Genomic DNA, 15,387 nt, shown 5'->3' with positions numbered 1-15,387 from the left:
GTCCGCCATGGCCGCTCAGTGGAACTACCTGATGGACATGGACGGCGTGCTCGTGCACGAGGAGCACCCGATCCCGGGGTCGAGCGAGTTCGTCGCCGAGCTCACCGCGAACGGCATCCCGTTCATGGTGCTCACGAACAACTCCATCTACACCCAGCGCGACCTGCGGGCCAGGCTGTCCCGCACCGGTCTGGAGGTGCCGGAGGCGGCGATCTGGACCTCCGCGCTGGCGACCGCGAGGTTCCTGGACTCCCAGCGGCCGGGCGGCTCGGCGTTCGTGATCGGCGAGGCGGGGCTGACCACGGCGCTGCACGAGATCGGGTACGTGCTGACCGACCGCGACCCGGACTACGTGGTGCTCGGCGAGACCCGCACCTACAGCTTCACCGCGATCACCAAGGCGATCCGGCTGGTGGAGGAGGGCGCGCGGTTCATCGCGACCAACCCGGACGCCACCGGCCCGTCCCGGGAGGGCTCGCTGCCCGCGACCGGCTCGATCGCCGCGCTGATCGAGCGCGCCACCGGCCGTGCTCCTTACTACGTGGGCAAGCCGAACCCGTTGATGATGCGGTCGGCGCTGCGGGCGCTGGGCGCGCACTCGGAGACGACGCTGATGATCGGCGACCGGATGGACACCGACGTGCGGTCCGGGCTGGAGGCCGGGTTGCGCACGATCCTGGTGCTCACCGGCATCTCGGCGGAGTCGACGGCGGAGCTGTACCCGTACCGGCCGACGCGGGTGGTCAAGTCGATCGCGGACCTGGTCGGCCACTCGGCGAACCCGTTCCCGGACGAGGCCTGAGGCGTGGCTCGGGGCCGGGGGCGGGGCCGACCTGGCGGACCGGCCCGAACTCACCCCGGTGGGGGAGGCCCGCGGTCCCCGCGGCGACGGTGGCGGCGGCGTGCCTGATCGACTTTTACGCGCCACGCCCCCGCGTCGCTTATCGTCGCAGGTGTGGAACGACCGCTCTTCGTGGTTGGCGACGTGCACGGGCACCTCGCCGAGCTGATCCGCGCCCTGCACGCCGCGGGCCTGGTCGACGCCGACGGCGACTGGTGCGGCGGTGACGCGGAGCTGTGGTTCCTCGGCGACTTCGTCGACCGCGGCCCCGACGGCATCGGCGTGATCGAGTTCGTGATGCGGCTGGCCGAGCAGAGCGGCGGCCGGGTCGACGCCCTCGTCGGCAACCACGAGGTGCTGCTCCTGGGCATGCACCGGTTCGGCGACCGCAACGTCCCGGGCGCGCCGACGCCCCGCAGCTTCGCCCGCAGCTGGCTGCTCAACGGCGGTCTGCGCAGCGACCAGGACCGGCTCACCGACGCCCACATCGAGTGGCTCACCACCCGCCGCGTGCTCACCGAGGTCGACGGGCACCTGCTGATGCACTCCGACACGCTCGCGTACCTGGAGTGGGGCGCCACGATCGACGAGGTCAACGAGGCCGTGCGGGAGGTGCTGCGCGGCGACGACCTGGACCACTGGTGGGAGTGCTGGCGCAAGATGACGACCCGCTACGCCTTCCGCGGCCCGGACGGCGCGGAGGTGGCGGCCGAGCTGCTCGACGTGCTCGGCGGCCGCGAGGTCGTGCACGGGCACAGCGTCATCGCCGACCAGCTCGGCGTGTCGCCGGAGGAGATCGACGGGCCGCTGCGGTACGCCGACGGCAAGGTGCTCGCGGTGGACGCCGGGCTCTACAGCGGCGGTCCGTGCCTGGTCGTGGAGCTGGACGACCTGTCGGAGTGACGCGCGGCGAGGGTGCGGCGGTGATCCGGGGCTAGGGGACCGGCACGATCTCCTTGCCCAGCGGCATCAGGGACACCGGGACCAGCTTGAAGTTCGCCACGCCCAGCGGGATCCCGATGATCGTCACGCACAGCAGCACACCGGTGACGACGTGGCCGATGGCCAGCCAGATCCCCGCCACGACGATCCAGATGACGTTGCCGAGCAGCGACGGCGCGCCCGCGCCGGGCCGGTCCACGACCGTGCGCCCGAACGGCCACAGCGCGTAGTTCGCGATGCGGAACGCGGCCAACCCCCACGGGATGGTCACGATCAGCACGCAGCACACCACGCCGGCCACCACGTACCCGACGGCCAGCCAGAAGCCGCTCAGGACCAGCCAGATCAGGTTCAGGATGAGCCTCACGGGTCCATCTTGCCCGATTAAGCTCCCGTCCCGTGCCGAACAAACTCCGCTGGGGCGTCGTGGCGACGGGCGGCATCGCCGACGTCGTCACCGGCGACCTCCGCCTGCTGCCCGACGTCGAGGTGCTCGCGGTCTCGTCGCGCGCGCTGCCCAAGGCCGAAGCCTTCGCGGCGAAGCACGAGATCCCCCGCGCGTACGGCGACTACGCCGACCTGCTGGCCGACCCGGACGTGGACGTCGTCTACGTGGCCACGCCGCACGTCCAGCACCACGCGGTGACGCGTGCGGCGTTGGAGGCGGGCAAGCACGTGCTGTGCGAGAAGCCCGCCACGCTGACGCTGGCCGAGTTGCAGGACGTCGTGCACCTGGCGGGTGAGCGCGGGCTGTTCTTCATGGAGGCCATCTGGACCCGGTTCAACCCGCTCATCGTGCGGATGTCGGAGTTGATCGCGGACGGCGTGATCGGCGAGGTCCGGTCGGTGCGGGCGGACTTCGGCTTCACCCTGGAGCACGACCCCGCCCACCGGCTGTGGAGCAAGGCGCTCGGCGGCGGGTCGTTGTTCGACCTGGGCATCTACCCGGTGTCGTTCGCGCACCTGGTGCTGGGTGAGCCGGAGACGGTGCAGGCGCACGGGCGGCTGGTGGGCGGTGTGGACGCCGAGATCGGGATGCTGCTGGGCTACGAGGGCGGCGCGCACGCGCTGCTGGGATCCTCGCTGGTCAGCCCGTTGCGGTCCGGTGCGGTGGTGTACGGGACGAAGGGGCTGGTGGAGCTGCCGGAGGCGCTCTACAACCCGAGCCGGATCCTGGTCGACGGGGTGGAGCACCGGCACGAGCAGGAGGGCGCGGGGTACGTCCCGCAGTTGCGGGAGGTCGTGCGGCGGGTGCGGGCGGGTGAGACGGAGAGCCCGTCGATGCGGCCCGCCGAGTCGTTGGCGATCCTGCGCACGCTCACCCGGGCCGCCGAGCGGATCGGGCTGAGCTACGACGACGTGGCGGCGCGGTAGGGCGCGGGCCGGGGTCAGAGCCGGTGGGCGAGTAAGGCCTCGGTCACCAGCACCACGGAGTCGAGGCGGCGGCTGCTCGGCGTGAGCAGGTGGCTCAGGGCCACCCGCACGATCGTGTCCGCGATCAGGTGCACGCGCGCGTCGGGCAGCGTCCGCCAGTGCGCGCGGATGTGCTGGGCGATGACCGAGGTGGCCAGCGTCAGCACCGGCCGGCCCTTGGTCGTCAGCAGCGGCAGCATGTCCTCGGCGTTCGCGCCGTTGAGCACGGACCGGGCCAGCGGGTCGCGCGCGGCGAGGTCGAACGCGAACGCGATGCCCCGGCGCAGCCCCTCCAGCGGGTCGTCGGTGCCGGCCAGCCGCTCCCGCACGCCGTCGAGGAACTCGCCGGTCTTGTGCAGCGCCACGGCCTGGATCAGCCGCTCCCGGTTGCCGAACTCGTTGTAGACGGTCTGCCTGCTCACGCCCGCCCTGGCGGCGACCTCCGCCATGCGCAGGCCGCGTGAGCCGTGCGCCGCGATCAGCTCCACCGCCGCGTCGAGCAGTGCCCGGGTGAGTTCCGTCACGGCGCAAAGCTTGGCACAGCGCATAGGGTGCGAACCGTGCCGCTGACGGTGGGATTCGACCTGGACATGACGTTGATCGACCCCAGGCCGGGCATGGCCGCGGTGATGGACGCCGTCGCCGCCGAGAGCGGCTACCCGCTGGACGGGGCGCACTTCGCGGCCAACCTGGGCCCGCCCCTGGACATGATCTACCGCGAGTTCGGCGTGCCGGAGGTGGACATCCCCGGCCTGATCGCCCGGTTCCGCGAGCTGTACCCGGAGGTCGTCATCCCGGCCACGGTCGCCCTGCCGGGGGCCGCGCAAGCGCTTGCGGTGGTGCGTGAGCTGGGCGGGACGACGATCGTGGTGACGGGCAAGTACCGGAAGAACGCGGCGCTGCACCTGGCCGCGTTCGACTGGGAGGTCGACCACCTGTTCGGCGAGCTGTGGTCCACCGGCAAGGCCGAGGCGTTGAAGGCGCACGGCGCGGCGGTGTACGTGGGCGACCACGTGGGTGACGTGCGTGGCGCGAAGGCGGCCGGCGCGGTGTCCGTGGGTGTGGTCAGCGGGCCGTGCGACGCCGGGGAGCTGGCGGCCGAGGGCGCGGACGTGGTGCTGCCGGACCTGACGGAGTTCCCGGGGTGGTTGCGGGCGAACGCCGACCGGCTCAGCGCCGGGGGCGGGGCCGGGCGTTCCGGACCGCGCTGAGCACGCCCAGCGCGAGACCCGCGGGGGCGAGCAGCCAGCCCGCGGCGAACACCCAGGCGGGCAGGCCGTGTTCGCCCGCGACGAACATCGCGACGACGGCCGCCACGCCGAGCGCGAACAACGCCACTGCCAGCGGCATCAGCTTCGTGGACTTCGTGGTCGACATGGGGTGGAGCGTAGTCGCGCGGCGGTGGCGGGGTAGTCGCGCGATCGGAGGTGCCCCGGGGATGGTGTTCTGGATAGTCTGGTGGGACGCGCCTTGGGCACGCCCGGGGCGCGTTCGTCGTGTGATCGCAAAGGGATTGGTGGGAACGGTGCCGACCGGCAAGGTCAAGTGGTACGACTCGGAGAAGGGCTTCGGCTTCGTCACACAGGACGGTGGCGAAGACGTCTACGTGCGGAAATCCGCGCTGCCTCCGGGTGTCGAGGGCTTGAAGGCCGGTCAGCGGATCGAGTTCGGCATGGCCGAGGGCAGGCGCGGGCCGCAGGCGCTGTCGGTCCGGCTGATCGACCCGGCGCCGTCGGTGGCGGAGGCCCGTCGCCGGCCCGCGGAGGAGCTGCACGGGCTGATCGAGGACATGATCAAGCTGCTCGAGGTGAAGGTGCAGCCCGAGCTGCGGCGGGGGCGGTACCCGGATCGGAAGAACACGAAGCTCATCGCCGAGGTGGTGCGGGCGGTGGCGCGGGAGTTGGATCCGTAAGCCGATCAGGTCGTGGTCCGGTACGTGGGTGGGCGTGCGACTCCCCGAGGCGTCACCGCCCCGGGGAGTCGCGCGTTCCGGACGAGCGACGGCTCACCGCAGTCCAATGGGTTCGGACACCCCCAGCCTGTCGAGTCGTTCGGCTACTTCGATGGCGAGCTTCTTGAAGTCCTGGTAACACCGTTGGACGTAAGACTGCATGCTACCTATCGCGCCATCGGCGGAACGGAGTTCGAACATGGGTTTTCGCGCGTCGTGAGCCAGCGGCATCAGGCTCTGGTAGTTCTTGAGCGTGGCGATCTCAAAACTCTTCTCGCTGCTGTGCGCCGTTGGTGCTGATTCGCCGAGTACGGCGGTCTCGAATACGCTGGGAATGCGTTCGAGCCAACGCCGGTAAGCTTGCACCGGTCGGTCGAGCCGCATGGTGGGCTGCATGATGACATAGCCGAGTGGTGTCATCATCCCGGCTGGCGATGGAATCTTGGACGGGATCTTGTCCCGGATGGTATCCTGCCAGGTCGTGCGCCAATCCCGAAGGGTCGGGCCAAGGTTCCGGAGGCCGCGCAGGGAGAACAGGTCGGCCGCTAGGGGCATGAGCACGGAGTCCGCCGCGAGCAGCGCCGCGCGATTTATCGCGCCCAGGTTCGGGCCTACGTCGATCAACACGAGTTGAGCTTCTGTCGACGCGGCGGCTTCGCGGATGATCCGGTGAAAGGCGGTGGTCGTCCTGATCGCTGCCAGGTCATTGCCCGGAAAACTTCTGGGCCAGGCGTCGGACAGCTTCTCCTCGAATGCGCTCAGCTCCAGGTCGCCGGGGACCAGGCTGAGCCCGGGCGCGACCTTCACCGGCGCGAAGTGCGTGACGTCGCCCAAGCCCTCCATGATCGGGTGAACCGACTGTGCGACGGTTCCGACGTGCTCCGTAACCTTGTTTGAGACGACGTCGAACAGCGGCGGTCGGTGTTGCTGCCAAGCGGGTGACTCGGGCTCACCCCACAGCGTGGCGAGGTCGTCCTCGTTCAGGAAGGCCGACGTGAGATTTGCCTGTGGGTCCAAGTCGACGGCCAGCACGCGCACGCCCAGCCGCTGGTACATGTGAGCGAGGTGGTAGGTCAGCGTGGTCTTGCCCACCCCGCCCTTGTTGTTGAACAGCGCAAGCGCGATCACCGGGCGCTCCTGATCACTACGACCCACGAGGACGTGTCGATCACGAACTCTGCCGGCGGGTTGCCGTTGAGTTCCAGGGACTTGCGGATCCTCCCGATCCCACGGCCGAACCGGTTGACGTAGCCGAGTGCCTTCATTGCCCCGGCGAGTGACGGATTGCGGTAGTCGTTGACTCGATCGTAATTGTCCGACCGAACTTGCCCGTACGGCCCTCCCGGATTGGTCACTTCAATTCTGTCCGCGAACCAGGATATTCTGACGGGAGCGTGGGAAGACTCGTAGTTGCGATGCATGACTGCGTTCATGCACACTTCGCGAAGTGCCTCGATCGGATAGTCCGGCGTGTCTTGCTCAGTGAAATCGTCCACCGTCTTGACCGAGGTGTGCAGATGTCCTCGAAGAACTGCCTGGAGCCTGCCGGTCGAATCGAGTACGTTGCCCCGGATCTCTTGCGAATCCATTATTGCGTCGCTTACATCGGTGCCGTCGTACCGGACGAACTGTACATATGCGCCGGGGATGCTTTCCGATGGATTGACTCCGATCAGGAGGTGGCCTAGGACGGTGGGTGTCTGCCGGCTGTCGGTGATGCGCAGCGAGGCGAGTTGCAGTTCGACCGGACGACCGTTTTCCTCGATGACCTCCGGAGAGACGAAGGCGGGAATCACATCACTCCTGAACCGGCTCAGGTCGAGATCTTCCAGGGTAGTACCGGGAACGGTTCGTGTGTCGAACGGTCCCTCGTTCGATCGCCTTCGCTCGCTCAGGACCCGCTCGTCGTCGCGGGTGGCGCAACGCGTCGTCGGTCCGGGCCTCACCCAGGCAATGCCGTCAAGGCGAACCGGTGGTGTGGACGAAGCCGTCACCTTGATGTGTACGACGTCTTTCCCCTGGAACTTCGCCCGGTCGACCACGATCGACGGCCTGTCGAGGATCTTCCCGTTGTCGCGCATGTCCGTGAGGGCAAGCAGCGCGCGATCCGAGACGTCGGTGCCGTCCACCGCATTGCCGTGCTTGTCGACCCCGATCAGCAGGTCGCCGCCACCCCGATTCGGCAGATCATTGGACAGGGCGCAGATCGCACGCAGAACAACGCTGCTGTCATTCGCGGACTGCTTGAACTCCAGGCACGAGTTCTCTTCAGTGCCCAGTACGTCCGCGAGGTCGTCGGTCATGGCGCAATCTTGACAGACGGGTCATCGGCGTGGGCCGGTGATCGGGCACCGCCCGACCACGTGAGCGGGAGCGTCAGTCCCGGTCGTCGACGGAGAGGATCCAGGTTCCCCGGGCGACGAAGTCGAACGCGCCGGTGGTGCTCGCTTCGATGCGGGCCCCGTACTGCTGGACCTCGACGGTTTCCAGTTGGTCGTCGGGGTTCGGGAGCACGAGGGTGTAGGCGTACTTCGGGTCGCGTTCGGTGAAGAGCTTGCTGCGCAGCGGTTCCTGCGGTTCGCCTTGGGCGTTGCGGTAGGTGAACTTCACCGACCAGGCGGTGTCGGCCAGGTCGCCCGGGACGGAGATCTGGACCGGTTTGCCCGGGCGGACGCGCAGCACGCCGACGGCGTCCGGGTCGACGTCGCAGTTCTCCGACTGCAGGTCGCAGTACTGGGACGGGCGGACGTTGATCGTCGTGCCGTCCGCGTGGAACGTCACCTCGGGGTCGGTGGGTGCCGCCGCGCAGCCGGAGAGGACCACCAGCAGCGACACGGGGATCAGGGCTCGGCGCACGGCGGTCGAGCCTACGTGCCCGGTCGGGGCACGACCGGCGCGGGCCGCAGTGGGCGGTCGCCGCCCAGGCCCGGGATCAGGGTGATGCCACGCCTGGTCTGGACGGTCTGGGCCAGGCCGACGGCCAGGAGGACGGCCATGACGGTGAAGCCGATCCAGTACTCGGTGGGCAGCAGGACGCCGATGGCGCCGCCGAAGACCCAGCCCAGTTGCAGGATGGTCTCCGAGCGGCCGAAGGCGGAGGCGCGGGACTCGTCGGGGACGTCGTCCTGGATGACGGCGTCGAGCGAGACCTTGGCCAGGGAGCTGGCGGTCGCGCCGACCAGGCCGACGGCGGCGGCGGTGACCAGGCCGGGGAGGACGGCGGCCAGGACGACGGTCAGCAGGGCGGCGGTGAGGCAGCCGATGACGACCTGGTCCGGTGAGCCGAACTGGAGGCGCGCGCCGACGGCGTTGCCGAGGAAGCTGCCGATGCCGGCGGCGGCGGCGATGACGCCCAGCAGGAGGACCTGCATGAGGGCGTCGCCCTCGGTCTGGGCGCGGACGACGAAGGCGGCGAAGAGCATGAGGAAACCGGTCAGCATGCGGATCGCGCCGTTGCCCCAGAGGGCGACCACGACGGTGCGGCCCAGTGCCTGGCGCTTGGGCTTCTGCGGCTTGGCGCGCAGCGAGGTGGGGACCTCGCCCTCGGTGACCTCGACCCACGAGGGGATGCGCAGGCAGTAGTAGGCGTTGACCAGGCACAGCACGGCGGTGAACCAGAGGGCTCCCGGGGAGCCGAACAGGTTGGCGAAACCGGCCGCGACCGCGCCGAACACGCCGCCGGCGGCGAGCCCGAACACGGTCATCCGGGCGTTGGTCTTGGACAGCGTGATCTCGCGCGGCAGCACGCGGGGCGTGATCGCGGCTTTCAGTACGGTGAACGACTTGGACAGCACCATGCTGCCCAGGGCGGCCGGGTACAGGCCCCAGTTGTCGAAGTTCAGCGCCATCACGATGGACAGGACGACGCGGATCACGCAGGACGCGGCCAGCGCCACCCGCCTGCCGTGCTGGATGCGGTCCAGCGCGGGACCGATCACCGGGGCGACCAGGGCGAACGGCGCGACCGTGATCAGCAGGTAGAGCGCGACCTTGCCCCGGCTCTCGCCCGAGGCGGCGGAGAAGAACAGGGTGTTGGCCAGGGCGACGGCCATGGCCGCGTCGGCCGCGTAGTTCAGCATCACCGCGTAGGTCAGCGACGACAGGCCGGACTGCTTCGCGCCGTCGGCGTGCGCGGCCTTGCGGAACGCGGCAACGGCCTGGCTGCTCAGCTGCCGCGTGCGGAACCACGCCACGCGGGTGACGGTCAGCTTCTTCGGCAGCGTCGGGACGGTCGGCTTGTCGTCCGGCGGGGTGAAGCGGGCCGACTCACGCGGGTCCGGGGGTGGTGGCGCGCCGGGGGTCGGGTACGGCCGGGTGCGCGGCTTGTACTCGTCGTCCTCCCACGGGTACCGCCGCGACTGGTCTTCCGGCCGAGGGGGTGTCACGCCCCCAATCCTGCCTCACCCGGTGCGGGCTGTCTCACACATTGCCGCCGGTGAGCACGGTGGCGATCGTCTCGCCGGGGACGTCGGCCGACGCGAGGGCGGCGAGGCCGATCGCGCCCGCCGGTTCGAGCACGAGGCCGAGCGTGGTCCGGGCCAGCGACATCGCGTCTCGAATGGCGTCGTCGGGCACGAGCAGCATGTCGTCCACGAGGGCCCTGAGGCGGGGGATGGCGGCCGGGACGGGGACGCGCACGGCGATCCCGTCGGCGATGGTGTCGATGGGCGTGTCGGCCACCGGGCGGCCCGCCCAGGCGCGGGCGACGGCCGGCGCGCCCTCGGCGCACACACCGACGATCCGGGTGTGCGGCGAGTGCTCCTTCAGCCAGCGGGCCATGCCGGTGATCAGGGCGCCGTCGCCGACCGGGACGACCGCGGCGTCGATCGGGACGCCGGCGCGGAGGAGCTCGACGGCGATGCTGCCCGCGCCCTCGGTGATGGCGACGTCGCGACCGTCCTCCACGAAGAGCGCGCCGGTCCGCTGGGCGTGCTCACGCGCGGCGTCCTTGGCCCCGGTGAAGTCGCCGGGGACCTCGGTGACGGCCGCGCCCAGCGACCTCATCCGGCGCACCTTGTCGCGGACGGCCGACTCGGCGACGAACACCTCGACCGGGAAGCCGCGCGTGCGGCCCACGTAGGCCACGGCCTGGCCGAAGTTGCCCGCCGACGCGCACACCACCGGGCGGCCGGGCGGCAGGGCCGCGCCCAGGAAGTCCGCGCCGCGGCCCTTGAAGCTGCGCAGCGGGTTCACCGTCTCGACCTTGACCAGCACGCGGCGGTCCAGCGCGGCGCACAGCTGCTCGTCGACGTACTGCGGTGTGCCGCGGAAGACGGGGTCGATGGTCTCGGCGGCGCGGGCGATGTTGTCGAGGTCGATGTCCACGTGCCAGACGGTAGGTCACTACCAGGTGAAGCGGACCCGGAAGATCGTCGGCCAGTTCTTCCCGGTCACCAGGAACTCGTCGGTGCCCGGCACGGCCGCGATGCCGTTGAGCACGTCCGAGGCGGGCACGTCCGGCGGGCGCAGGCCGCCGAGGTCCACGGTGGCGGTGACCAGGCCGTTCGCCGGGTCGATGCGCACCACCTCGTCGGTCTGCCACACGTTGGCCCACACCTGGCCGTCGACGCACTCCAGCTCGTTCAGGCGGGTCACCGGCCGCCCGTCGCGGCGCACGGCGACCGTGCCGGTCTCGGCGAACGACGTCGGGTCGCGGAACGCCAGCTCGTCGCTGCCGTCGCTCATCACCAGCCGGCCGCCGTCGCGGCACAGACCCCAACCCTCACCCTCGTAGGTGACGCGTCTCACTTCTTCGAGCGTGTGCCGGTCCCGCTCGATGGCCACGCCGTCCTGCCAGGTGAGCTGCCAGATCCGGTCGCCGACCACCGTGATGCCCTCGCCGAACAGCGGTGCGGGCAGGTCGACGCGGTGCTCCACCTCGCCGGTCTCGGGGTCGATGCGGCGCAGCGACGACCGCCCCTCCAGCCCGGTGCCCTCGTAGAGGACACCGTCGGAGAGCTCCAGGCCCTGCGTGAACGCGCCGGTGTCGTGGGGCAGCGTGCCCAGCACCTCGACCCGGGTCGGCCCCGGCGCTGGACCGCTCGGCGGGGTGGCGCACGCCGCCGAGCAGACCAGGACCGCCGCCATCAGGAGCCACCGCACGTCCGAAAGGGTGGCACGTGTGCACGGGGCTGCGAAGACGTGCGGCACAATTCAACCCGTGACCGCCACGCCGACCCGCCAGCCCGATCCCGCGCTCGCCGACCCCGAGGCAGTCCAGCTCGCCCGAGCCGCCGCAGAGGAGGAGGCGGGCGAGGAACGCGTCGGCGACCACGTGGGCACCGTCGCCGAGGACGAGGTCTCGGCGACCCACCTGTTCGAGGCCCAGCACGCCGGCTACCGCGGCTGGAACTGGGCCGTCACGGTCGCGTTCGCCGGACCCGGCACGCCGCTGTCGGTCAGCGAGGTCGTGCTGCTGCCCGGCGAGGACGCGCTGGTCGCACCCGAGTGGGTGCCGTGGCACGAGCGGGTCCGGGCCGGGGACCTCGGCGTCGGCGACCTGCTGCCCGCCCCCGAGGACGACCCGCGCCTCGCGCCCGGCTACGTCGGCTCGGACGACCCGGCCGTGGAAGAGGTCGCGCTGGAGGTCGGTCTCGGCCGCGTGCGCGTGCTGTCGCGGGAAGGCGTGCTCGACGCCGCCCAGCGCTGGCACACCGGCGACTTCGGGCCGCGCAGCGAGATGGCCCGCAGCGCGCCCGCGACCTGCGGCACGTGCGGCTTCTACACCCGCATCTCCGGCTCGCTCGGCGCCGCCTTCGGGGTGTGCGCGAACGAGATGACGCCCGCCGACGGCCACGTGGTGCACGTCGAGTACGGCTGCGGCGCGCACTCCGAGGTCGAGGTCGAGGGCGGCCCGCTGGTGCCGGTCGCCGAGGTCGTATACGACGACGCGGTGCTCGACGTCGAGGCCAACCCGGCGGCCGACGAGAGCGGGAAGTGAGCGCGGACCCGTTCGGCACCGAAGCGCTGCGCGAGTCGGTGCTGGCCGCGTGGCGCGGCTCGCCCACCCGGTTCCGCGAGGACGCCAACGCCGAGGAGGACCTCCGGCTCGGCGGGTACCGCGACCGGCTGCTGGTGGAACTCGCCCAGAACGCGTCCGACGCGGCCGGTGACGAGCCCGGCGTGCTGCGCCTGTCCCTCGTGGACGGCGAGCTGCGCGCGGCGAACACGGGCGCGCCGCTGGACGCGGCCGGTGTGGCGGCGCTGGCGTCGTTGCGCGCGTCCTCGAAGGCCGCGGACACGGTCGGCCGGTTCGGTGTCGGCTTCGCGGCCGTGCTGGCGGTGACGGACGAGCCGCGCGTGGTGTCGCGGTCCGGCTCGGTCGCGTTCTCGGCCACCCGGACGCGCGAGGCGGTGCCGTCGCTGGCGTCCGCGCGCGGCGGTGACGTGCCGGTGCTGCGGCTCGTGTGGCCGTCCGATGAGGGTGACGTGCCCGAAGGGTTCGACACCGAGGTCCGGCTGCCCCTGAAGGTCGACCCGGAGGGGGTGCTCGCCGAGTTCGCCCTGCAGGTGCCCGACCTGCTGCTGGCGCTGCCCGGGTTGCGGCGGATCGAGGTCGGCGCGGACGCGTGGGAGCGGTCCGAGGCCGACGGCGTCGTGGTGCTCACCGGGCCCGCCGGGACGCAGCGGTGGCTGGTGCACCGGGCGGGTGGCGAACTGCCCGCGTCACTGGTCGCGGGCGTGGAATCGCGGCCGCACTGGTCGGTGTGCTGGGCGTGGCCGATGGACGAGCCCCTGGCCGGCGACGTGCTGCACGCGCCGACCCCCACCGACGAGAAGCTGTCCCTGCCCGCGCGGCTGATCGCGACCCTGCCCGTGGAGCCGTCCCGGCGGCGGGTGCTGGCGGGCGCGGCGGCGACGTTCGTGCTGGACCAGGCCGCGCTGGCGTACCCGGAGCTGGTGGGCACGCTGCCCGCCGTCGAGCGGACGTCGCTGGTGCCGCTGCCCGGGTTCCCGCTGTCCGAAGTGGATGACCGGTTGCGCACCGGCATCCTGGCGGCGCTGCGGACGTCGCCGTGGCTGCCGCTCGCGGACGGCGAGTGGGCCGCGCCGTCGGCGGCGAAGGTGCTGGACCTGGCGTCGTTCGAGCTGGTCGAGCTGCTGGAGGACGTGATCCCCGGCCTGCTCGATCACGAACTGACCCTGCCGCCGCACGCGAAGGCGCTGGCCGCGCTGGAAGTACCGCGGCTCGGCGTGTCCGAAGTGGTCGCCGCGCTGGCCGGCGTCGGCGGCGACCCCACGTGGTGGCACCAGGTGTACGACGCGCTGTCGCCGGTCGCCGACGTCGACTCCACCGCCCGCGAGGAGATGGGCAGCCTGCCCGTGCCGCTGGTGGACGGACGGGTGGTGAGCAGCCCGCGCGGCGTGCTGGTGGGGACGGACTCGGAGCTGTTCTCGGTGCCCGGCCTGCGGATCGCGCACCCCGAGGCCGCGCACCCGCTGCTGCTGCGCCTGGGCGCGACCGAAGCGGGCCCCGCCGAGCTGCTGGACTCCGACGCGGTGCGCGAAGCCGTGCACCGAAGCCTGGACGACCCCGCCCTGGACGGCCCGGACCTGGTGCGGACCGTCCTGCGGCTGGTGTCGCGGGCCGGCGGGCGGCCGTGGCTCGCCGAGCTGGCGCTGCCGTCGGCCGACGGCGAGTGGCGGCGCGCCGACGAGCTCGTGCTGCCCGACTCGGCGCTGCTGACCGTGCTGGAGACCGACGCGCCGTTCGGCGTGCTGGACCCGGCGGTCGCGGCCGAGTGGCCCCGCGCGGTGCTGACCGACGTCGGCGTGATCGACGGGTTCACCGTGGTCGAGGACGACTCGCCCACCGAACCCGACCACGACCTGGCCGACGAGGGCTACTGGTGGGACGCGTTCGACGTGCCGCCGACGCGCGTGCTCGGCATCCGCGACCTGGACCTGGTCGCGCGCGACAAGTGGCCGCAGGCGCTGGCCATGATGGCTGCCGACCCGGTGGCGTGGCGCGCGGTGACCGAACCGGACGGCTACACCGGCTGGTGGCTGGCCCGCTACGCGACGATCGACGGCGTGCCGCTCGGGTCGTGGCGGCTGGCCGACGCGGACGGGCTGGAAGGCCTGTACGACGTGGTGCCGCCGGTCGACCTGCCGCCGCACGTGCTGGCCGCCGCGGGCGTGCGCACGTCGTTGAGCGTGGTCGACGCGGACGACGTGACCGAGCTGATCGCCCGGCTCGGCGACCCGGCGCGCGAGCTGTCGGATGCCCTGGTGCTGCGCGTGCACGGCCTGCTGGCCGAGGTGGCGGACTCGGTGAGCGTGGAGCCACCGGACCGGGTGCGGGCGTTGAGCGGCACCGCCGAGTCGGCGGACGACGTGCTCGTGCTGGACCTGCCGTGGCTGCTCGGCGTGCTGCCGCCGACCCAGGTGCTGGCCTCGTCCGGCTCGGCGGCCGAACTGGCCGAACTGCTGGCCCTGCCGCTGGCGTCGGAGGAGATCTCCGGGACCGTGGTCGGCGAGGGCGACGAGGTGATCTGGTCGGAGCTGGGCGCGGTGCGGCTGGCGTGCGACCTGCTGGGCGTCGACCTGCCGGACGGCACGCTCGTCGTGCACGACGACCTGGTCGTGACCGCCGAGGGCGCCGACCACTCGGTGTCCTGGTGGGTCGACGGAGAAGTCCTGCACGCCTCCGACACACCCGAAGGCTTAGCCCGCGCGCTGGCGTGGACGACGAGTCGGTGGGAGGATCGGCACACGTTCGCCGCCCTGATCGCCGACCCGACCCCCGCGGTGCTGCTCGGCTGATCCGGCAAGATCACCCGATGGGGTAATCGGTTCCGGGGATGAAGGGAAACCCCGGATTTGTTGCCGGAAAAGAGGGAGGCGCGGCGCCCCGGCCCCCAGTGTCATCCACGGGCCGACCGCCACCGCACCATCCGCGGCCTCGACCAGCCTCGGACGTCCGCGCCGGGACCGCTGGGCGGCGGGGCATCCGCGTAGCGCGAGACGTGCCGGGTCGCGTAGCGGGAACGTGCCGGGTGTCGGAAGGGTGCCGAGCGAGCGCAGCGACCACGCCGGGCTCAGCGGCCACCCTGGGATGGAGGTGGCGGCTGCGCCAGGCGAGGCCCGCGCCGCCCCACGCCAGGCCTGCCGGGGCTGGACGCGTCGGGGCCGGACGCGTCGGGCTGGAACGGAAGGCACCGGGCCGGGGACTGGAGCGTAGGGCTGGGGCACCCTGGCTGGAGCCGCCGGTCGGGACCGGCCGTCGGGTGGCGCTCAG

16 protein-coding genes are annotated in these 15,387 nt (G+C 71.7%); 7 read left to right on the top strand and 9 right to left on the bottom strand.

Annotated elements, in window-relative coordinates:
* Positions 1–7 precede the first annotated feature (7 nt).
* Positions 8–802, top strand: coding sequence for an HAD-IIA family hydrolase (locus FHX81_RS18740; protein ID WP_141979400.1), 795 nt, complete (start codon positions 8–10; stop codon positions 800–802).
* Between the two features lie 153 nt (positions 803–955).
* The gene (locus tag FHX81_RS18735) at positions 956–1,744 is read left to right on the top strand and encodes a metallophosphoesterase (RefSeq protein ID WP_141979399.1); all 789 of its coding nucleotides are present in this window, start codon (positions 956–958) and stop codon (positions 1,742–1,744) included.
* 31 nt (positions 1,745–1,775) lie between these two features.
* Here the strand turns inward: FHX81_RS18735 and FHX81_RS18730 are convergent, their stop codons facing one another.
* Positions 1,776–2,150 (bottom strand): YccF domain-containing protein, encoded by a 375-nt coding sequence (locus FHX81_RS18730; protein WP_141979398.1) that lies wholly within the window; start codon positions 2,148–2,150, stop codon positions 1,776–1,778.
* Positions 2,151–2,182: 32 nt separating this feature from the next.
* Here FHX81_RS18730 and FHX81_RS18725 point away from each other — a divergent pair, with 32 nt between their 5' ends.
* Positions 2,183–3,157 (top strand): Gfo/Idh/MocA family protein, encoded by a 975-nt coding sequence (locus FHX81_RS18725; RefSeq protein WP_141979397.1) that lies wholly within the window; start codon positions 2,183–2,185, stop codon positions 3,155–3,157.
* Between the two features lie 14 nt (positions 3,158–3,171).
* On the opposite strand, the gene FHX81_RS18720 is transcribed toward FHX81_RS18725, so the two are convergent.
* Positions 3,172–3,720, bottom strand: a complete 549-nt coding sequence (locus tag FHX81_RS18720) for a TetR/AcrR family transcriptional regulator (protein WP_170232093.1) — start codon at positions 3,718–3,720, stop codon at positions 3,172–3,174.
* A 36-nt stretch (positions 3,721–3,756) separates the two neighbouring features.
* Here FHX81_RS18720 and FHX81_RS18715 point away from each other — a divergent pair, with 36 nt between their 5' ends.
* Positions 3,757–4,407, top strand: a complete 651-nt coding sequence (locus FHX81_RS18715) for an HAD family hydrolase (RefSeq protein WP_141979395.1) — start codon at positions 3,757–3,759, stop codon at positions 4,405–4,407.
* Here the strand turns inward: FHX81_RS18715 and FHX81_RS18710 are convergent.
* Positions 4,367–4,573: a hypothetical protein gene (locus FHX81_RS18710; RefSeq protein WP_141979394.1), complete on the bottom strand. Its 207-nt coding sequence runs from the start codon at positions 4,571–4,573 to the stop codon at positions 4,367–4,369. The genes FHX81_RS18715 and FHX81_RS18710 overlap by 41 nt on opposite strands.
* Before the next feature lie 148 nt (positions 4,574–4,721).
* Between FHX81_RS18710 and FHX81_RS18705 the strand changes: the two genes are divergently transcribed.
* Positions 4,722–5,108, top strand: a complete 387-nt coding sequence (locus tag FHX81_RS18705) for a cold-shock protein (RefSeq protein WP_141979393.1) — start codon at positions 4,722–4,724, stop codon at positions 5,106–5,108.
* 93 nt (positions 5,109–5,201) lie between these two features.
* Here FHX81_RS18705 and FHX81_RS18700 read toward each other — a convergent pair whose 3' ends face one another.
* The 6 genes from FHX81_RS18700 to FHX81_RS18675 all read right to left on the bottom strand — a co-directional run bounded on the left by FHX81_RS18700 (position 5,202) and on the right by FHX81_RS18675 (position 11,234).
* On the bottom strand, positions 5,202–6,275 hold the full coding sequence (locus tag FHX81_RS18700; RefSeq protein ID WP_141979392.1) for a ParA family protein: 1,074 nt from the start codon (positions 6,273–6,275) through the stop codon (positions 5,202–5,204).
* A complete protein-coding gene (locus FHX81_RS18695) occupies positions 6,272–7,450 on the bottom strand; it encodes an ATP-binding protein (protein WP_141979391.1) in 1,179 nt (392 codons plus the stop codon). Before FHX81_RS18695 ends, FHX81_RS18700 begins: the two co-directional genes overlap by 4 nt.
* Before the next feature lie 73 nt (positions 7,451–7,523).
* Entirely contained in the window at positions 7,524–8,003 is a 480-nt protein-coding gene (locus FHX81_RS18690) for a DUF2771 family protein (RefSeq protein ID WP_141979390.1), read from the bottom strand.
* 11 nt (positions 8,004–8,014) lie between these two features.
* Positions 8,015–9,532, bottom strand: a complete 1,518-nt coding sequence (locus FHX81_RS18685) for an MFS transporter (RefSeq protein WP_141979389.1) — start codon at positions 9,530–9,532, stop codon at positions 8,015–8,017.
* 34 nt (positions 9,533–9,566) lie between these two features.
* Positions 9,567–10,472 carry a threonine ammonia-lyase gene (locus tag FHX81_RS41315; protein ID WP_141979388.1) on the bottom strand — a complete coding sequence of 302 codons (906 nt, stop codon included), beginning with the start codon at positions 10,470–10,472 and terminating at the stop codon, positions 9,567–9,569.
* Positions 10,473–10,490: 18 nt separating this feature from the next.
* Positions 10,491–11,234 carry a glutaminyl-peptide cyclotransferase gene (locus FHX81_RS18675; protein ID WP_141984008.1) on the bottom strand — a complete coding sequence of 248 codons (744 nt, stop codon included), beginning with the start codon at positions 11,232–11,234 and terminating at the stop codon, positions 10,491–10,493.
* 73 nt (positions 11,235–11,307) lie between these two features.
* On the opposite strand from FHX81_RS18675, the gene FHX81_RS18670 reads away from it, so the two are divergent.
* Both FHX81_RS18670 and FHX81_RS18665 read left to right on the top strand, forming a co-directional pair.
* Positions 11,308–12,087 carry a DUF3027 domain-containing protein gene (locus tag FHX81_RS18670; RefSeq protein ID WP_246107876.1) on the top strand — a complete coding sequence of 260 codons (780 nt, stop codon included), beginning with the start codon at positions 11,308–11,310 and terminating at the stop codon, positions 12,085–12,087.
* Positions 12,084–14,912, top strand: a complete 2,829-nt coding sequence (locus tag FHX81_RS18665) for a sacsin N-terminal ATP-binding-like domain-containing protein (RefSeq protein ID WP_141979387.1) — start codon at positions 12,084–12,086, stop codon at positions 14,910–14,912. The genes FHX81_RS18670 and FHX81_RS18665 overlap by 4 nt, the downstream gene beginning before the upstream one ends.
* Positions 14,913–15,387 lie beyond the last annotated feature (475 nt).

It is taken from the genome of Saccharothrix saharensis (assembly GCF_006716745.1).
GTDB classification, from domain to species: domain Bacteria; phylum Actinomycetota; class Actinomycetes; order Mycobacteriales; family Pseudonocardiaceae; genus Actinosynnema; species Actinosynnema saharense.
The sequence above is the reverse complement of the archived record's forward strand: the minus strand, read 5'-3'. Positions and strand labels throughout refer to the sequence as shown.

Coding starts and splice junctions, on each gene's coding strand:
- FHX81_RS18695 (WP_141979391.1), bottom strand. CDS start 7,450: ATGACCGACGACCTCGCGGACGTACTGGGCACTGAAGAGAACTCGTGC.
- FHX81_RS18710 (WP_141979394.1), bottom strand. CDS start 4,573: ATGTCGACCACGAAGTCCACGAAGCTGATGCCGCTGGCAGTGGCGTTG.
- FHX81_RS18740 (WP_141979400.1), top strand. CDS start 8: ATGGCCGCTCAGTGGAACTACCTGATGGACATGGACGGCGTGCTCGTG.
- FHX81_RS18675 (WP_141984008.1), bottom strand. CDS start 11,234: ATGGCGGCGGTCCTGGTCTGCTCGGCGGCGTGCGCCACCCCGCCGAGC.